The organism is Streptomyces sp. MB09-02B (assembly GCF_033794485.1).
GTDB lineage: Bacteria > Actinomycetota > Actinomycetes > Streptomycetales > Streptomycetaceae > Streptomyces.
Window position 1 is genome coordinate 1 of record NZ_JARGEE010000228.1, and the last position, 14,729, is coordinate 14,729.

Sequence of the window (14,729 nt, forward strand, 5' to 3'; positions counted from 1 at the left end):
GGAGGGGAGTGCGAGGGGTCGCGGGGAGTTTCCGGGATGATGTGCACATGCGGAGAGGCCCCTCGCGGTTCATTCGCGAGGGGCCTCTCCGATGGGTGCGCCGCCAGGGACTCGAACCCCGGACCCGCTGATTAAGAGTCAGCTGCTCTAACCAACTGAGCTAGCGGCGCGCAAGGAGAACTTTACCGGAGCGGCGGGGGTGCTCCCGACCACGGAGCGCCCCCGCCGAGCGGCTACGCAACGGCCCCTGGCGCCCTGCTCGTCACCCCGGCTTACGGGTGACGAGCACGGCGCGGCTGTGAGGTCAGAGCTTTCCGTTCACCGCGATCCCGTCGTACTCGCGCTCACGGATGTTGGCCTGCCAGTAGCCCCATCGCACGTTCGGGTCCCAGGTGTACACGTGGCCGGCCTGGTTGAGGCCGAAGGTGCATGCTCTGTTCTGGTTGACCCAGCCGCCCACATAGTCGCCGCTCTTCCATCGGCGCTGGACCACCTGCCACGGCTGACCGAAGCCTCCCCGGGGGACCGGCTGCTCGAATGTCTCCGTGGTGCTGATCGTGGACGACTTCTGGATCGAGGGGATGAGAGAGAGAACGAAGTTGTACCACTTCTTGCTCGGCGAACTGGCGTTACCGAGGCTGACCTGACCGCCTACGGCCCAACCGAAGTTCGTGGTCTTGTTCACGGACCAGGAGTAATTGCAGTTGGCTGGAGAATTGGATGCGCACTTCTTTTCGGTCCCCCTCCAGACCACGTCCTGCCAGCTGTTCCGGTCTTGCTGCCGCGCCACGGCCCTGGCCTGCTCCTTGAATGAAGCAGCCTTCGGAGCGATTTTCACCTGGTCCGTGTCCCCGTCGCGGAGGCAACCTCCCACCGCGTGGGCGGGGTCCGCCGAGAAAAGGACCACGGCGGCCAGGAACGGGGCCGTGGCAAGTGGACGGGTCCACAACTTCTTGTTCATTCTCGTCCTCTCAGAAATCACGTGGACAGGAGGGCACCACCGGTGCCTCGCATGCGAGGGGCGATGCCTTCTGACGGGATGAATATGGCACTCGCCATTTACGCCGTCAACGCTACCGAACAGTTTCGATGAGATTTCAATGAGTGTGCTGGGAATGCGTTTTTCGGGCAGGCGTGAATACCCCTTTCGCGCCTGCTGAAAAAAGGCAGGAGGCAAGGAAAGGGGTCACGAAAAGGAAAGGAGGGTACGCGAAGGAGGCGGGTGTGGGTGGGGGGTGAAACGGCTCCCAAAGAAAGGTGGCAGGTCTCCAGGGATGGGTCCGTGTATGCGCGGAAGGCGACGGCGGAAGAAGCGCGACATCGAGGGTGGGTAGCACTTTTGGAGTGCCTGCCCGAAACCCCCGTGCCCCGCTCTTTCATGTGAAGAAGTCATCGGGACTGGTCAAGACCCGTGGGGGGACTTCTTCGTGGTGACGCGGCTCTGGTTCAGCGCCGATCATGCAACCGGTGGGTTCCGTCGTCAAGAACACGCGCGACCGGACTCAATGAACGTAACTCTACCGGATAGTAACTTTCTGGCATCGGTGTGCTGCTCGGCAACTCGGCGCCAGCGGTGGGGATTTGACCGCGTCTGATGAATCGTCAGCAGAGTCGCGTGCGGCTGCCTGCGTAGCGCGACCGCCGTCGACCGAGCGGGCCGAGGTGAGCCGGGCTCGACGCCGACGGGAGGGGGCCCGGACCTCGCGGCGCCGGCGAGGGGGCCTCCCAGGGCCCGGCGGAGCCGGTTACGTCATTTGGACCGTCAGCATGCGACACGGGATGACAGTTGAGAAACTGGCGGGCGTGCAGAAGCGTGGAATTCTTCGGTCGGTTCGCGAGGGGAATCGTATGGAGACTCCGGTATTCGAGGAGATCGAGCCGGGGGCCGACTGCGAATGCCCCGGCTGTGTCCACTGGCGGCGGGTCATGCCGTACTCGACCCGGTACGCCCATCTGAGTCACCCGGCGGCAAGGACCGCCAGGAACGCCCTCGTCGTGGTCACCGCCGCCGGTGCCGCACTCGGCGCCGGGCATGCCGTACCGGTGGTCGCGGCGGCCCACGGCCCGAGCAGCCCCGGTGCCGTTCCCGCAGATGAGGGGCCCAGGACCCCCCAGGGGAAGAAGGCTCCGCTGCACGGCCCCGGGGGGCGCCCGGCGGGTGGGGGAAAGCCGTCGAAGGGGGTGAGGACACCGCCCACCACCCGCGCCGAGATCATCGGGCGGGCCGAGAAATGGATCGCCGACGAGGTGCCGTACAGCATGCGCGCGTATTGGTCCGACGGTTATCGCCAGGACTGCTCGGGGTTCGTCTCGATGGCCTGGAACCTCCCCGGAAACGAGTGGACGGGCAGCCTTGCCGCTTTCGCGCAGCGCATTTCCAAGGACCGGCTGGAACCCGGCGACATGCTGCTCTTCCATAATCCGAGGAACCCGCGCCAGGGTTCGCACGTCGTCCTCTTCGGAGGCTGGACGGACCACACGCGGACGCACTACATCGCCTACGAGTCGGCCCGCCCGTACGCCCGCAGGCAGGCCACCCCGTACGCGTACTGGAACAACGCGAACCGCTATGTGCCGTACCGCTACAAGGGGCTGATCCCGGACGGCGCGGGCTCTCCCGGCGACGGGCCGGACGCCGTCAATGGCTCCGACGATTCCGCCAACGGCTCAGACGGCTCCACCGACGGCTCGACTCATGGCTCCGGGGGCTCCGCCAAGGGCTCCGACGGCTTCGCCGACGGCGGCACGGGTGGCGGCACCGGCGGTTTCGAAGGTGCCGGCGCGCCGGTCGCCCCGGCGGACGGGGCCGGCGCGAAAGAGTCCGCCGGACCGTCGCGCGGCGACCGCTTCCCCGGTGCCGCGGCCTTCGGGCCGGGGGCGCGGAACCAGCACATCGTCCGGCTGGGGCAGATGTTGGTGACGCGTGGCGGCGCCCGCTTCTACCCGGGTGGCCCGGGGCCGATCTGGTCGGACGCCGACCGCGGGGCCACCCGGGCGTTCCAGCGGGCGCAGGGCTGGTCCGGCCGTCACGCCGACGGGATTCCGGGCCCGCTGACCTGGTCGTACCTGGTCACGGGGAGGGGCAGGGACATCCCGCCGGCACCGAACGGGAGCCCCGGCCCCCAGGGCGAACCGGCGGTCCCGCACAGACCCCCCGGCCCCCAGGGCGAACCGGCGGTCTCGCACAGACCCCCCGTCGTGCACCGCCCGACGGGAAGGCCGGTGCCTGTCAGGCCCGGCACCCCCGGCGGACCCACGGCCCCGAAGTCCCCGGGCACCCCCGTGACACCCGCCTCGCACGGTGTTCTCGGCTATCCGGGGCGCGGCATGTTCCGGCCGGGCGCGGACAACGCGTTCGTCACCCGGCTGGGGAAGAGGCTGGTCGAGAAGGGCTTCGGCAAGCACTACACCTCGGGTCCGGGGCCGCGTTGGGGCGAGTCGGACCGGCGGAACGTGGAGGCGTTCCAGCGGGCCCAGGGGTGGCGCGGCGGCGCGGCGGACGGCTATCCGGGCCCGGAGACCTGGCGCCGGCTGTTCGCCTGACGTCCGCGCCCGTCGTCCCTCACCCGTCACCCTTCGCTCCCTCACCCCTCACCCTCTAACCCGCTCACCGACTCTCACCACGGCTCTTCCTGCGCGGAGGCACGGAGGCACGTATGAGTACGACCACCTCACACACCCCGGAGCCCGAGGGGGCCGCGCGGCCCGCCCGGCTCATCCAGAACGAGACGACCACCGAGATCCCCGTCCACCTGCTGTTCCGCGACGACCCCGCCCCGGTCTCCGTCCCGGTCGCCCCCGCCGTCGTGGGCCGCCGACGCGGCACCGGCGAACAGCCGAGGGTCCGGCAGGGGCCCGCATCCGTGAAGCCCCGCCCGACCGTCGAGGTCGATCCCGAACTGGTCGAGCGCCCGGGGCGGGTGGTGCCCGGGGTGGTGGGAGTGCTGTGCGGGGCGTGCGGGGTGGCCGGATGCGTGCTCACCTCCTGGTGGGCCGGGGTGTTGCCGGGGCTCGCGGTCCGGGCGCTCGGGCTGCCGACGGCGTACGCGGGTGCCGGGCTCGGACCGGCGCAGTGGGCCGCATACGCGGGGGCCGGGGCGCTGACGATGTTCGGGTTCGGCGGGCTGGCGCGGGGGCGCACCGGTCGGGCCTGGGTGCTGGGGCTGTTCGGCCGGTACCGGGGGACGGTCCGCCGTACCGGGCTGCTCTGGGTGAACCCGTTCGTGCTGCGCCGTCGCGTCGACGTCCGGCTGCGGCACTGGCGCAGCGAGCCGATGGCGGCCGTCGACGCGAACGGGGTGGCGCTACGGGTCGTCGTCCTCGTGGCGTGGCGGGTCAGGGACACCGCGCGGGCCCTGCTCGGGATCGAGGACCACGAGCGGTACTTGCGCGAGTGCGTGGAGGCGGCGGTCTCCCGGGTGCTGTCGCAGCTGCCGGCGGACGTGGCGCCGGGCGCGCTGGTGCGGGACTCGACGCTGCGCAACACGGAGGCGGTGGGGGAGGCGCTGACCCGGCTGGTGGCGGCGGACACGGCGCCGGTCGGGATGGAGGTGTTCTCGGTCCAGCCGGTCCGGATCGAGTACGCGCCCGAGGTGGCCGCCGTGATGCAGCGCCGCCGGATCGCCGCGCTCGACGCCCAGCACCGGGACACCGTGCTCACCTCCGTGGTCGACTCCGTCGAGGACACGGTGACCCGGCTGACCGTGCGCGGCCTGGTCGAACTCGACGACTACGAGCGCAAGGCGCTGGTGAAGGACCTGACGGTGGCGTTCTACACAGGGCGCCGCGAAGTGTCCCCGTGAACCCGGGAATTGGTATGGACATGTTCAATCCGCACCCATAATCTGAGGCTTGGTCTAGACCTGGAAACACCCCACGTACTCCAGGGAGCGGCAGCATGCGCACACGCACGCACAACAGGACCAAGTGGTACGCCGTCGGGGTCGGCCTGGCCACCACCGGAGCGCTCGTCCTCTCCAGTGGTGGCGCCACCGGCCACGGCTACACCGACCTTCCCGTCAGCCGGCAGAAGCTCTGTCAGAACGGCACCGTGACCAACTGCGGCGACATCCAGTGGGAACCGCAGAGCGTCGAGGGACCTAAGGGCTTCCCGGGCTCAGGGCCGGCTGACGGCCAGATCTGCTCCGGCGGCAACAGCAGGTTCAACCAGCTCAACGCGTCCACGAAGCCGGGCGGCGGCGCCTGGCCCACCACCCGGGTGACGGGCGGTCAGAACTACACGTTCCGCTGGCAGTTCACCGCCATGCACGCCACCACCGACTTCAAGTACTACGTCACCAGGGCGGGCTGGAACCAGAACCACGCCCTCGCCCGCTCCGACCTCAACCTGACCCCGTTCTTCACCGTCCCCTACAACGGCCGGCGCCCACCGTCCACTCTCTCCCACACGGGACGCCTGCCGTCCGGGCTGAGCGGCCGCCATGTGATCGTCGCCGTCTGGACGATCGCCGACACCGCCAACGCGTTCTACGCCTGCTCGGACGTCACCTTCTGAGCAACTCCCCGTGCGGTCCCGCCAGTTCTGAGGCTTCCTTGAGCTGCGCGGGGCCGTCGTGGGGGTACGTTCCCCACACGTCGCCGACCAGGGCGGCGGGCCGCACTCCGGGGGAACGCCATGGATGTCTTCTTCTACCTCATCCCTACGGTCATGATGGCCTTCATCGGCTTCATGGCGTACCGGCTGCTGACGCGCTGGCTGCGCGTAAGAAAGGCCTGGAGCAGCGGCCTGACGGCCGAGGCCCGCTGCCTGAGGACGTTCACCACGGTCAGCGACAGCGGCGGCGGGCACAGCCGCGTGAGCACGACGATCCACCACGTCTACGAGTTCACGACCCGGGACGGACGTTCCATCCGCTTCGAGGAGGAGGACGGGCCGATGACGACCGTCGAGGGCGACTTCGTCACCGTCCACTACACCGACGGCCCGAACGTGATCGCCACGGCCCACGCCCCCGGCGAGCGGGTCAAGCACGCCGCGGCCGGTCTCGGCATCCTGACCTTCCTCGGGGTCGCCTTCGCGTTCTGCGTCTTCTTCATGGTCACCTACCACCAGTACTCCACGGACCCCTCGTTCCCGACGCCGTGACCCTCCTCAACTGACGGTACGTCAACTACCGTGCGCCCACATGGAGTCCACGAGGCGCACGGTCGCACAGCTCGTCGCCGACCGGTGGGGCGACCACCGGCCCGGGCTGTGGTTCGAGGAACAGGTCCTGACCCACCACGAGGTCACCGCCGGGGCCGCCGCCCGCGCGGCCCTGCTCGCCGACCTCCTGCCACCGAAGGCCCACCCGCACCTCGGTGTCCTCCTCGACAACACCCCCGAGTTCGTCCTGTGGTTGAGCGCGGCAGCCCTCGCGGGCGCGGCCGTCGCCGGTGTCAACCCCACCCGGCGGGGCCCCGAACTGGTCCGCGACATCCTGCACACCGAGTGCCGGGTGCTGATCACCGAGAAGGCCCACCTTCCGCTCCTCAACGGCCTCGAACTCCCCGGCGTCCGCGTCCTGGTGACGGGCACCGAGTCCTACTCAGACCTCCTCGCCCCGTACGCGGGCGCCGAGCCCGACCCCACCCGGGCCACCCCCGCCGACCGGCTCCTGCTCTACTTCACCTCCGGTTCCACCGGCGCGCCCAAGGCCGCGATCTGCTCCCAGGGGCGGCTCGCGGCAGCCGGGCGGGCCCTGGTGGACCGCTTCGGGGTGCGACGGGACGACGTGCACTACGTCTGCATGCCGATGTTCCACGGCAACGCGGTCATCGCCGACTGGGCCCCGGCCCTGGTCGCGGGGGCCGGGGTCGCCCTGCGCCGCCGGTTCTCCGCCTCCGGCTTCCTGGACGACGTACGGGCTTACCGGGCCACGTACTTCACCTACGTCGGTCGGGCCGTGCAGTACCTCCTCGCCACCGAGCCCCGCCCCGACGACCGGGACACCCCGCTGCGCATGGGCTTCGGCACGGAGGCGGGCGCGGTGGACGCGGCGGCGTTCGAGGAACGGTTCGGGGTGCGGCTCGTGGAGGGGTACGGGTCCTCCGAGGGCGGGGCGGCGATCCAGCGCACGTCCGGGGCGCCGCCGGGCGCGATCGGACGGGCGGCACCCGGCGACGACCTCGCGGTGGTCGATCCGGAGACCCGGAAGGAGTGCCCGCCGGCCGCCTTCGGCGAGGACGGCCGACTGCTCAACGGCACCGAGGCGATAGGGGAGTTGGTCAACCGGGGCCCCAACCCCTTCGAGGGCTACTGGTGCAACCCGGCGGCGGACGCCGCCCGCCGCCGCGACGGCTGGTACTGGACCGGCGACCTCTTCTACCGCGACACCGGCGGCTTCCTGTACTTCGCCGGCCGCACCGACGACCGCCTCCGCGTCGACAGCGAGAACCTCGCCGCCGCCGTCATCGAGAACATCCTCGCCCGCTACGAGGGCGCCGAGGCCGTCGCCGTGTACGCGGTCCCCGACCCGGTCGCCGGGGACCAGGTCATGGCGACCGTCGCCGGCACCTTCGACCCCTGCCGCTTCGCCGAGTTCCTGCTGGCCCAGCCCGACCTGGGCACGAAGATGACCCCGCGCTTCGTACGGGTCGTCCCGTCCATGCCCGTCACCGCCACCAACAAGATCCAGCGCGCCGCCCTCCGCCGCGAGGGCTTCCGCTGCGCCGACCCGGTCTGGTGGCGCCCGCCGGGGAAGTGGGCGTACCGCAAGTTCTCGGCGGTGGACCTGGCGCGGCTGGTGACGGAGTACCGGGCGCGCGGGCGGGAGGAGTTGCTGACGAGGTGACGAGGTGACGAGGTGACGAGGTATGGCTGGGCCCACCTTCCGTACACCGGCTGCGCGTATGGCCGCCGCCGACCGCCCCCGCCTACCGTGATCCTCATGATCCGAACCGTCGTACGGGAGTTGCCGCGCGCGGTGGCGTACCTGCTGAGCGGTGTCCTCGTCGGCGCCCCGCTGCTGGTGGTGCTGTTGGTCCTGGGCATCCTCGGACTCGCCCTGGCCCCGGCCCTGGTGGGCCTGCCGCTGCTCGCGCTGGCCGTCCTGTCGGGCCTCCCCGTCGGCGCCCTCGAACGGCGACGGCTGGCCCTCGCCCGTACCCCGCCGTCGCCCGATCCGCACGCCACCCCGGCCGAGCCCGGTCTCGCCGCCTGGGCCCGGCTGCGGCTGACCGAGCGGGCGACCTGGCGTGAGCTGGCGTACACCGTCCTGCTCGCGTTCGCGCTGTGGCCGCTGGACATGACCGTGCTGTTCGTCGCGCTGGCCGTTCCCGGCGCGATGATCGGAGCGCCCCTGCAGCTGGCGACGACGAGCAGCGCCAGCGGTGACGCGCGGATCGCCAAGCTCTGGCTGATCGACTCCTACGGCCAGGCCCTGCTGTGCACGGTCGCCGGGATCGTCCTCCTCCTCGTGCTGCTGTGGCCCCTCGTCCGGTACGCGCGGTTGCGCGCCGCGCTCGCCCGGCTGCTGCTCGCGCCGAGCGAGGCGGAGGCGGAACGGCGACTGGGCGAGGTGACCCGATCGCGGGCCCGGCTGGTGGCGGCCTTCGAGGCGGAGCGGCGCCGCATCGAGCGCGATCTGCACGACGGGGCCCAGCAGCGTCTGGTGTCCCTGAGCATGGCCCTGGGCCTGGCCCGGCTGGACGCCCCGCCCGCCCTGGCCGACCGGCTCGCCGCCGCACACCGGGAGGCCGACCAGGTCCTGGGCGAACTACGGGAGTTGATCCACGGCATCCATCCCCAGGTACTGGCCGACTACGGTCTCCCGGACGCCCTCGCCGACGCGGCCGACCGGTCCGTCGTACCGGTGCAACTGGACGTGGACCTCCCCCGGTTCGCCGAGTCCGTGGAATCGGCGGCCTACTTCGCGGTCCGCGAGGCGCTCGCCAACATCGGCAGGCACAGCGGGGCGGAGCGGGCGTGGATCGCCGGGCGGTACACCGACGGGCGGCTGCGGGTGGAGGTGCGCGACGACGGCGCGGGCGGCGCCGACCCCGCGCGGGGCACGGGCCTCACCGGGCTCGCCGACCGGCTTGCGGTGCTCGATGGGACACTGTCCGTCCACAGCCCCGCCGGCGGCCCGACCGTCCTGTCCCTGGAGATCCCGTGCCCGCAGCGCTGAAGATCGTGCTCGCCGAGGACAGCGTGCTGCTGCGGGAAGGGCTCGTCGGTGTCCTGACCCGCTTCGGACACGAGGTCGTCGCGGCGGTCGGGGACGCGGAGTCGCTGATCGCGGCCGTGCGGTCGTACGCCCCCGATCTCGTCGTCACCGACGTCCGCATGCCGCCCGGCCTCACCGACGAGGGCCTGCGCGCCGCGCTCGCACTCCGCGCGGCGAACCCCGCCCTGCCCGTCCTCGTCCTCAGCCAGTACGTCCAACGTGCTTACGCCGCCGACCTGTTGGACACCGGGGACGGCACCGGCGTCGGCTACCTCCTCAAGGACCGCATCGGCCAGGTCGAACAGTTCGCGGAGGCGGTGGAGCGGGTCGCGGCCGGGGGTACGGTCGTCGACCCCGAGGTCGTACGGCAGCTGCTGCGGCGCCGGCGCGATCCGCTGGCGGCGCTCACCCCGCGTGAGCGGGAGGTGCTCGCGCTGGTCGCCGAGGGCAAGTCGAACGGGGCCGTCGCCAGGGAGCTGGTCGTCACCGAGGCGGCCGTCGGCAAGCACATCGGCAACATCCTGGGAAAGCTGGACCTGCCCCCGGCGGAGGACACCCATCGGCGGGTGCTGGCCGTGCTTGCTTACCTCAGAGACTGAGGGCCACACGGGGAGGGGGTGTGGGTGGCGAAGCCCCCACGGCGCGCGGCGAAGCCGCGCAATAACGACGATGGCGAGGCAGGTTCGCGCTTTCTGCGAACATGCCTCGCCATCGTCATGGTGCGCCGCCAGGGACTCGAACCCCGGACCCGCTGATTAAGAGTCAGCTGCTCTAACCAACTGAGCTAGCGGCGCAGACTCTGTCGCTCTACCGCTTGCGCGGCTGGCGACAGAGAAAATACTACCTGGTCCGGACGGGTGCCTTCGACCACTTAAACGTGAGCTGGATCTCGGAGGAACGGGCGGCCGCTGGATCTAGATCGCCAACGACAGCAGCACCGGAGCCGCCTCCCGGTTCAGCGTGTGCGCCGCCGCGCGGAGCCGATGCGCGTGCCGCAGCGGCAGCGACAGCGCGAGGCAGCCCACGGCGGAGCCGGCGGTGAGGGGGACGGCCGCGCAGACCGTGCCCGGCGCGTACTCCTGGAGGTCGAGGACCGGGACCGTGGGTGTCTGGGCGTCGAGTTTGCTCAGCAGCACCTTCTCGTTGGTGATCGTGCGGGCGGTGAGCCGGGCCGGGCGGTGCCGTGAGAGGTGGTCGCGGCGGCCGTTGAGGTCGAGCTGGGCCAGCAGGCCCTTGCCGAACGCGGTGGCGTGGGCGGAGGAGCGGAAGTCGACCCACTCGTGGACGGCGGGCATGGCCGGGCTGTCGGCCCAGCCGGTGACCTGGATCTCCCCGTCCAGGTAGCGGGTGACGTAGACGGCTGCGCCCACGGAGTCGCGCAGCCGGTCGAGGGTGTGCTGGAGCTGCTCGCGCAGGGCCTGTTCATGACCCTGGGCGGAGCCCAGCCGGGCGAGTGCGGCACCGGTGACGTAGGCGCCGTCGGTGGTCTGCTCCACATATCCCTCGCGACGCAGCATCCGCAGGAGCGCGGTCAACCGCTCACTGCCGACGCCGGTGCGACGGGCGATCTCGGCGTCGGTGACGCCACCTGCGTGCCGCGCCACCGTCTCCAGGACGCGCAGGGCGTCCTGGGCCGAGTGGTACGGCGCGGTCGGCTCGTGCTTGAGCGCCACGGTTTCCCCCTGCGCTTCTCGGGCCGTTTTTCGGACAGCTTGCCGTGTCCCACGATACGGGCCAAGAGGCGTACGTGGAGGGGTTGTTCGCGAGAAAATCCTGGCACCTCCGGGCCTCCCAACTGCCGGACCAGCACTCTGGCATATGTCAAAGGCATGGCCCGGCGGATGGACCTCGGACGTTCCCACGCGTTCGGCCGCGCACCTGCCGTAGTCAGATGACCGCGCCGAGGAATTCCCGCGTACGTTCGTGCGACGGGTCGCCGAAGATCTTCTCGGGGCTGCCCGACTCGATCACCTGGCCAGAATCGAACATCAGAACTTGGTCCGAGATGTCCCGGGCGAAGTTCATCTCGTGGGTCACGCAGAGCATGGTGATGTCGGTGGTGCGGGCGATGTCCCTGAGCAGGTCGAGCACGCCCGCGACCAGCTCGGGGTCGAGCGCGGACGTCACCTCGTCGAGGAGCAGCACCTGCGGGCGCATCGCCAGCGCCCGCGCGATGGCCACCCGCTGCTGCTGCCCGCCGGAGAGCTGGGTCGGGTAGGCGTCGCACTTGTCGGCGAGCCCGACCATGTCGAGCAGTTCACGGGCCCGCGCCTCGGCCTCGTCCTTGGAGAGCCCGAGGACGGTGACGGGCGCCTCGGTGATGTTCCGCAGCACCTTCATGTTGGGGAAGAGGTTGAACTGCTGGAACACCATCCCGATGTTCTTGCGGACCTCACGGCACTGCTTCTCGCTCGCCGGGAACAGCCGCTGCCCGCCGACGGTGATCGTGCCCTCGTCGGGCTTGGTCAGGGTCATCAGCAGCCGCAGGATCGTCGTCTTGCCGGAGCCGGACGGGCCGATCAGCGTGACGTGCTTGCCGGCGTCGACGGAGAAGTCCAGCCGGTCGAGGACGGTGTTGCTGCCGAATCGTTTGGTCACGTTCTCGAAGCGGATCAGCTCACTCGTGTCCGCCACACGCTTGCCGGGCGACTCGGGTTCTTTCATCAGCGGGGTGTCAGCGGACAAGACGACGCTCCAGGGCTCGCAGGAGGAGGGAGGCGGGGTAGGCGATGACGATGAAGGCGAAGCCGACGGTCACGATGGCCTCGTTCATCTGGAAGGTCTGGGACCCGAACTGGCGGGCCTCGCCGAGCATCTCCAGCACACCGATGGTCATCAGCATCGGCGAGTCCTTCAGCATCGCGATGACGTAGTTGCCGAGGGCGGGCACGACCCGGCGCAGGGCCTGCGGAAGGATCACCGCGGTCCAGGTGCGCGAGCGCGACAGGTTCAGCGCCGTCGCCGCCTCCCACTGACCGACGGGCACCCCGTCGATACCGGCGCGGTACACCTCGGCGGTGTACGTCGAGTAGTGCAGACCGAGGCCCAGGACGCCGGTGGCCAGCGCGGACAGGGTCAGGCCCCACTCGGGCAGCACATAGAAGAGGAAGAAGAGCTGCACCAGCAGCGGGGTGTTACGGATGAACTCCGTGACCGCCATGACCGGCCAGCGCACCGCCTTCAGCGACGAGCGCTGGGCGAGGGCCCAGACCAGACCGAGGGAGAAGGCGAGCAGCGAACCCCACAGCAGGGCTTGCAGGGTGACCAGGACGCCGTCCCAGAACACCGGCATGAAGTCGCCCAGCGTGGACCAGTTCCACTTCACGCGGCACCTCCGGGGGCGGATGTCTTCGTGGCCGCGGAGGCGTGCGCCCCGGCAGCCGCGCCGGCCAGGTCCTGTGGACGCCCCGCGACGGCTTCGCGCGGCCCGGGGACGTTCTTGCGGGGAGCACGGCCGACTCCGGCCTTGGCCCTCCGCTCGACCTGCCGCATCACCCGGGTGATGGCGAAGGCGAGGACGAAGTACATGACGAGGATCACCGTGTAGACCGGCGCGCTCTGCCCGGTGGCGTTGCGCACCAGCTGGGCCGCGAAGGTCGTGTCGGCGACACCCAGCACGGACACCAGGGCGGTGCCCTTCAGGAGCTCGATGAGCAGGTTGCAGAAGGGCGGCACCATCTCCGGCCAGGCCTGCGGCAGCACGATCTTCCGCATCCGCTGGGCCGGTGTGAAGCTGAGCGCGACCCCCGCCTCGCGCTGCGCCGCGGGCACCGCGGCCACCGCGCCGCGCACGATCTCCGAGCCGTACGCGCCGTAGGTGCAGCCCAGAGTGAGCACGGCGGCCCACATCGGGACGAGCTGCCAGCCCAGGGTCAGCGGCACGACGAAGAACACCCAGATCATCAGGACCAGGGCGGAGGTGCCGCGGAAGATCTCGAAGTACGCGCCGGCCACGAACCGCACGACCCACAGCCGGTGCTGCCGGGTGAGCCCCACGGCGAAGGCGACGGCGGCCCCGAGGGCCGCGCCGTACACGGTCAGCTGGACGGTGATCCACACACCGCGCAGCAGCAGCTCCCACAGGCCCGAGCTGAACGCGAAGTCGTCGAGAGGCCCGGCGGCGGTCACCTCGTTCATGGCACCCACGCGTGCCGTCTCGTCCATGGCACTCATGCGCGGCACTTCTCCTCTGCCCGGATGTCGGTCATCTGGTCCTTCGTGAACCCGAAGGGCCGCATGACCTCCAGCAGCTCCCCGCTCCGCTTCATCTTGTGCAGCTCGCGGTTGAAGGCGTCCCGCAGGTTCCGCTCGGGCATGCGGAAGGCGAAGCCGCCGACGTCGACGACCGGCTTGCCGTCCACGAGGGGGGTGACCTCGTCGGTCGCCTCCACCTTCGTGCTCCCGGTCTGCTCGACGACGTTCCGCACGGTGACGGCGGTGCCCGCGAACACGTCGACGCGTCCCTGTTCGACGGCGAGGAGACCGGCCAGCTGATCCGGCAGGGTGTCGATCTGCTCGACCCCGGCCTCCTTCGCGTAGTCGATCTCCGCGTAGCCGATCCCGGTCGCCATCCGGGCCCCGGCCCGGGCGATGTCGGCGTAGGTGCGCAACTTCTTCGGATTCCCCCTGGGCACGATGAAGGCGTCCTTCATCTGGTACTCGGGGTCCGCGAAGAGCACCTGCTCACAGCGCTCCGGGTTGATGTACATGCCCGCGGCCACCACGTCGAACTGCAGCGAGTTCAGCCCGAAGATCAGCGAACCGAACTCGGTGGGGAAGGGTTCGACGTGGTCGACGCCTAGCCGGCGGAAGATCCGCCTCGCGATGGCCGGCGCGGAACCGGTGACCTCCCCGTCCTTGCCTATGTAGCCGTACGGCTGCTCGCCCGCGATGCCCAGCCGGACGGTGCCCTTCGCCCGCAGCTGCTGCAACAGCTGCCCACCGTCGCCGGTGTCGGCGGTGGCCACCCTGCTGCAGCCGCTGCTCGCCCCCACCACCGCGCCCGTACCGACCAGGGCGGCGGTACCGGTGAGCAGGGTGCGACGGGGCAGGCCGGATCTGCTGGGATGGCGGGTCTTCCTGTCGTGTGCGTGCAATCGAGCCATGGCCGCGCGGCTACCCGAGGCGCCAACGGGTATGCCAGTTCTTTTCCGGTCCTTCACGCACGGGGCCCGGCGGGACGGGTGAAAGGCGTAGGACAGGGCAGGCGATCCCGGAGGAGTTTTCCGGGAGCGTGGCGAGGAGGCGTGGATGGCGGAACGTCACATCGAGGTCGCGCTCGACCGGCGCGGGGTGCGCTGCACGGCCCGACTGCTCGACGACCGCGCGCCGCGTACGTGCGCCGCCGTCTGGGACGCCCTGCCGCTGGCCGGGGACGTCTACCACGCGAAGTACGCCCGCAACGAGATCTACGCGCTCTTCCCGCCCTTCGCCGACCGTGAGCCGCCGCTGGAGAACCCGACCGTCACCCCCATCCCCGGCGACCTCTGCTACTTCTCCTTCGCCGGCACTGAACTCGCCACGAACGCCTACGGCTACGACCGGGAGGTCCGCCCCGGCACC

General features: G+C 70.6%; 14 protein-coding genes and 2 tRNA genes. 8 read left to right on the plus strand and 8 right to left on the minus strand.

The window, feature by feature from the left end:
• Nucleotides 1–96: 96 nt before the first annotated feature.
• Together P1P70_RS27400 and P1P70_RS27405 are read right to left on the minus strand one after the other, a co-directional pair.
• Nucleotides 97–170, minus strand: a tRNA-Lys gene (locus P1P70_RS27400).
• A 134-nt stretch (nucleotides 171–304) separates the two neighbouring features.
• On the minus strand, nucleotides 305–685 hold the full coding sequence (locus tag P1P70_RS27405; RefSeq protein WP_319242282.1) for a hypothetical protein: 381 nt from the start codon (nucleotides 683–685) through the stop codon (nucleotides 305–307).
• Between the two features lie 1,163 nt (nucleotides 686–1,848).
• On the opposite strand from P1P70_RS27405, the gene P1P70_RS27410 reads away from it, so the two are divergent.
• From P1P70_RS27410 to P1P70_RS27440, 7 genes are all read left to right on the plus strand, one after another.
• Entirely contained in the window at nucleotides 1,849–3,543 is a 1,695-nt protein-coding gene (locus P1P70_RS27410) for a peptidoglycan-binding protein (RefSeq protein ID WP_319242285.1), read from the plus strand.
• Between the two features lie 113 nt (nucleotides 3,544–3,656).
• Nucleotides 3,657–4,802: an SPFH domain-containing protein gene (locus P1P70_RS27415; RefSeq protein WP_319242287.1), complete on the plus strand. Its 1,146-nt coding sequence runs from the start codon at nucleotides 3,657–3,659 to the stop codon at nucleotides 4,800–4,802.
• 95 nt (nucleotides 4,803–4,897) lie between these two features.
• Entirely contained in the window at nucleotides 4,898–5,515 is a 618-nt protein-coding gene (locus P1P70_RS27420) for a lytic polysaccharide monooxygenase (protein WP_319242289.1), read from the plus strand.
• 120 nt (nucleotides 5,516–5,635) lie between these two features.
• Complete coding sequence (locus P1P70_RS27425) at nucleotides 5,636–6,106, plus strand: DUF3592 domain-containing protein (protein WP_319242291.1); 471 nt, start codon at nucleotides 5,636–5,638, stop codon at nucleotides 6,104–6,106.
• 40 nt (nucleotides 6,107–6,146) lie between these two features.
• Entirely contained in the window at nucleotides 6,147–7,793 is a 1,647-nt protein-coding gene (locus P1P70_RS27430) for a long-chain-fatty-acid--CoA ligase (protein WP_319242293.1), read from the plus strand.
• A 96-nt stretch (nucleotides 7,794–7,889) separates the two neighbouring features.
• Complete coding sequence (locus P1P70_RS27435; RefSeq protein ID WP_319242296.1) at nucleotides 7,890–9,128, plus strand: sensor histidine kinase; 1,239 nt, start codon at nucleotides 7,890–7,892, stop codon at nucleotides 9,126–9,128.
• The gene (locus P1P70_RS27440) at nucleotides 9,113–9,766 is read left to right on the plus strand and encodes a response regulator transcription factor (protein WP_319242298.1); all 654 of its coding nucleotides are present in this window, start codon (nucleotides 9,113–9,115) and stop codon (nucleotides 9,764–9,766) included. Before P1P70_RS27435 ends, P1P70_RS27440 begins: the two co-directional genes overlap by 16 nt.
• A 118-nt stretch (nucleotides 9,767–9,884) precedes the next feature.
• Here P1P70_RS27440 and P1P70_RS27445 read toward each other — a convergent pair.
• From P1P70_RS27445 to ehuB, 6 genes are all read right to left on the minus strand, one after another.
• Nucleotides 9,885–9,961, minus strand: a tRNA-Lys gene (locus P1P70_RS27445).
• Nucleotides 9,962–10,081: 120 nt separating this feature from the next.
• Entirely contained in the window at nucleotides 10,082–10,840 is a 759-nt protein-coding gene (locus P1P70_RS27450) for an IclR family transcriptional regulator (protein WP_319242300.1), read from the minus strand.
• A 214-nt stretch (nucleotides 10,841–11,054) separates the two neighbouring features.
• The gene (gene ehuA, locus P1P70_RS27455) at nucleotides 11,055–11,831 is read right to left on the minus strand and encodes an ectoine/hydroxyectoine ABC transporter ATP-binding protein EhuA (RefSeq protein WP_319242302.1); all 777 of its coding nucleotides are present in this window, start codon (nucleotides 11,829–11,831) and stop codon (nucleotides 11,055–11,057) included.
• A gap of 10 nt (nucleotides 11,832–11,841) precedes the next feature.
• On the minus strand, nucleotides 11,842–12,492 hold the full coding sequence (gene ehuD / locus P1P70_RS27460) for an ectoine/hydroxyectoine ABC transporter permease subunit EhuD (protein WP_319242304.1): 651 nt from the start codon (nucleotides 12,490–12,492) through the stop codon (nucleotides 11,842–11,844).
• Nucleotides 12,489–13,304 (minus strand): ectoine/hydroxyectoine ABC transporter permease subunit EhuC, encoded by an 816-nt coding sequence (gene ehuC / locus P1P70_RS27465; RefSeq protein WP_319242310.1) that lies wholly within the window; start codon nucleotides 13,302–13,304, stop codon nucleotides 12,489–12,491. The genes ehuD and ehuC overlap by 4 nt, the downstream gene beginning before the upstream one ends.
• Nucleotides 13,305–13,336: 32 nt before the next feature.
• Entirely contained in the window at nucleotides 13,337–14,272 is a 936-nt protein-coding gene (gene ehuB / locus P1P70_RS27470) for an ectoine/hydroxyectoine ABC transporter substrate-binding protein EhuB (protein WP_319242306.1), read from the minus strand.
• A 145-nt stretch (nucleotides 14,273–14,417) separates the two neighbouring features.
• On the opposite strand from ehuB, the gene P1P70_RS27475 reads away from it, so the two are divergent.
• A partial coding sequence (locus P1P70_RS27475; protein WP_319242308.1) for a DUF3830 family protein occupies nucleotides 14,418–14,729 on the plus strand: 312 nt, incomplete at its 3' end.

Coding starts and splice junctions, on each gene's coding strand:
- P1P70_RS27435 (WP_319242296.1), top strand. CDS start 7,890: ATGATCCGAACCGTCGTACGGGAGTTGCCGCGCGCGGTGGCGTACCTG.
- ehuA (WP_319242302.1), bottom strand. CDS start 11,831: ATGAAAGAACCCGAGTCGCCCGGCAAGCGTGTGGCGGACACGAGTGAG.
- P1P70_RS27410 (WP_319242285.1), top strand. CDS start 1,849: ATGGAGACTCCGGTATTCGAGGAGATCGAGCCGGGGGCCGACTGCGAA.
- P1P70_RS27420 (WP_319242289.1), top strand. CDS start 4,898: ATGCGCACACGCACGCACAACAGGACCAAGTGGTACGCCGTCGGGGTC.
- P1P70_RS27430 (WP_319242293.1), top strand. CDS start 6,147: ATGGAGTCCACGAGGCGCACGGTCGCACAGCTCGTCGCCGACCGGTGG.
- ehuC (WP_319242310.1), bottom strand. CDS start 13,304: ATGAACGAGGTGACCGCCGCCGGGCCTCTCGACGACTTCGCGTTCAGC.
- P1P70_RS27415 (WP_319242287.1), top strand. CDS start 3,657: ATGAGTACGACCACCTCACACACCCCGGAGCCCGAGGGGGCCGCGCGG.
- P1P70_RS27425 (WP_319242291.1), top strand. CDS start 5,636: ATGGATGTCTTCTTCTACCTCATCCCTACGGTCATGATGGCCTTCATC.
- ehuB (WP_319242306.1), bottom strand. CDS start 14,272: ATGGCTCGATTGCACGCACACGACAGGAAGACCCGCCATCCCAGCAGA.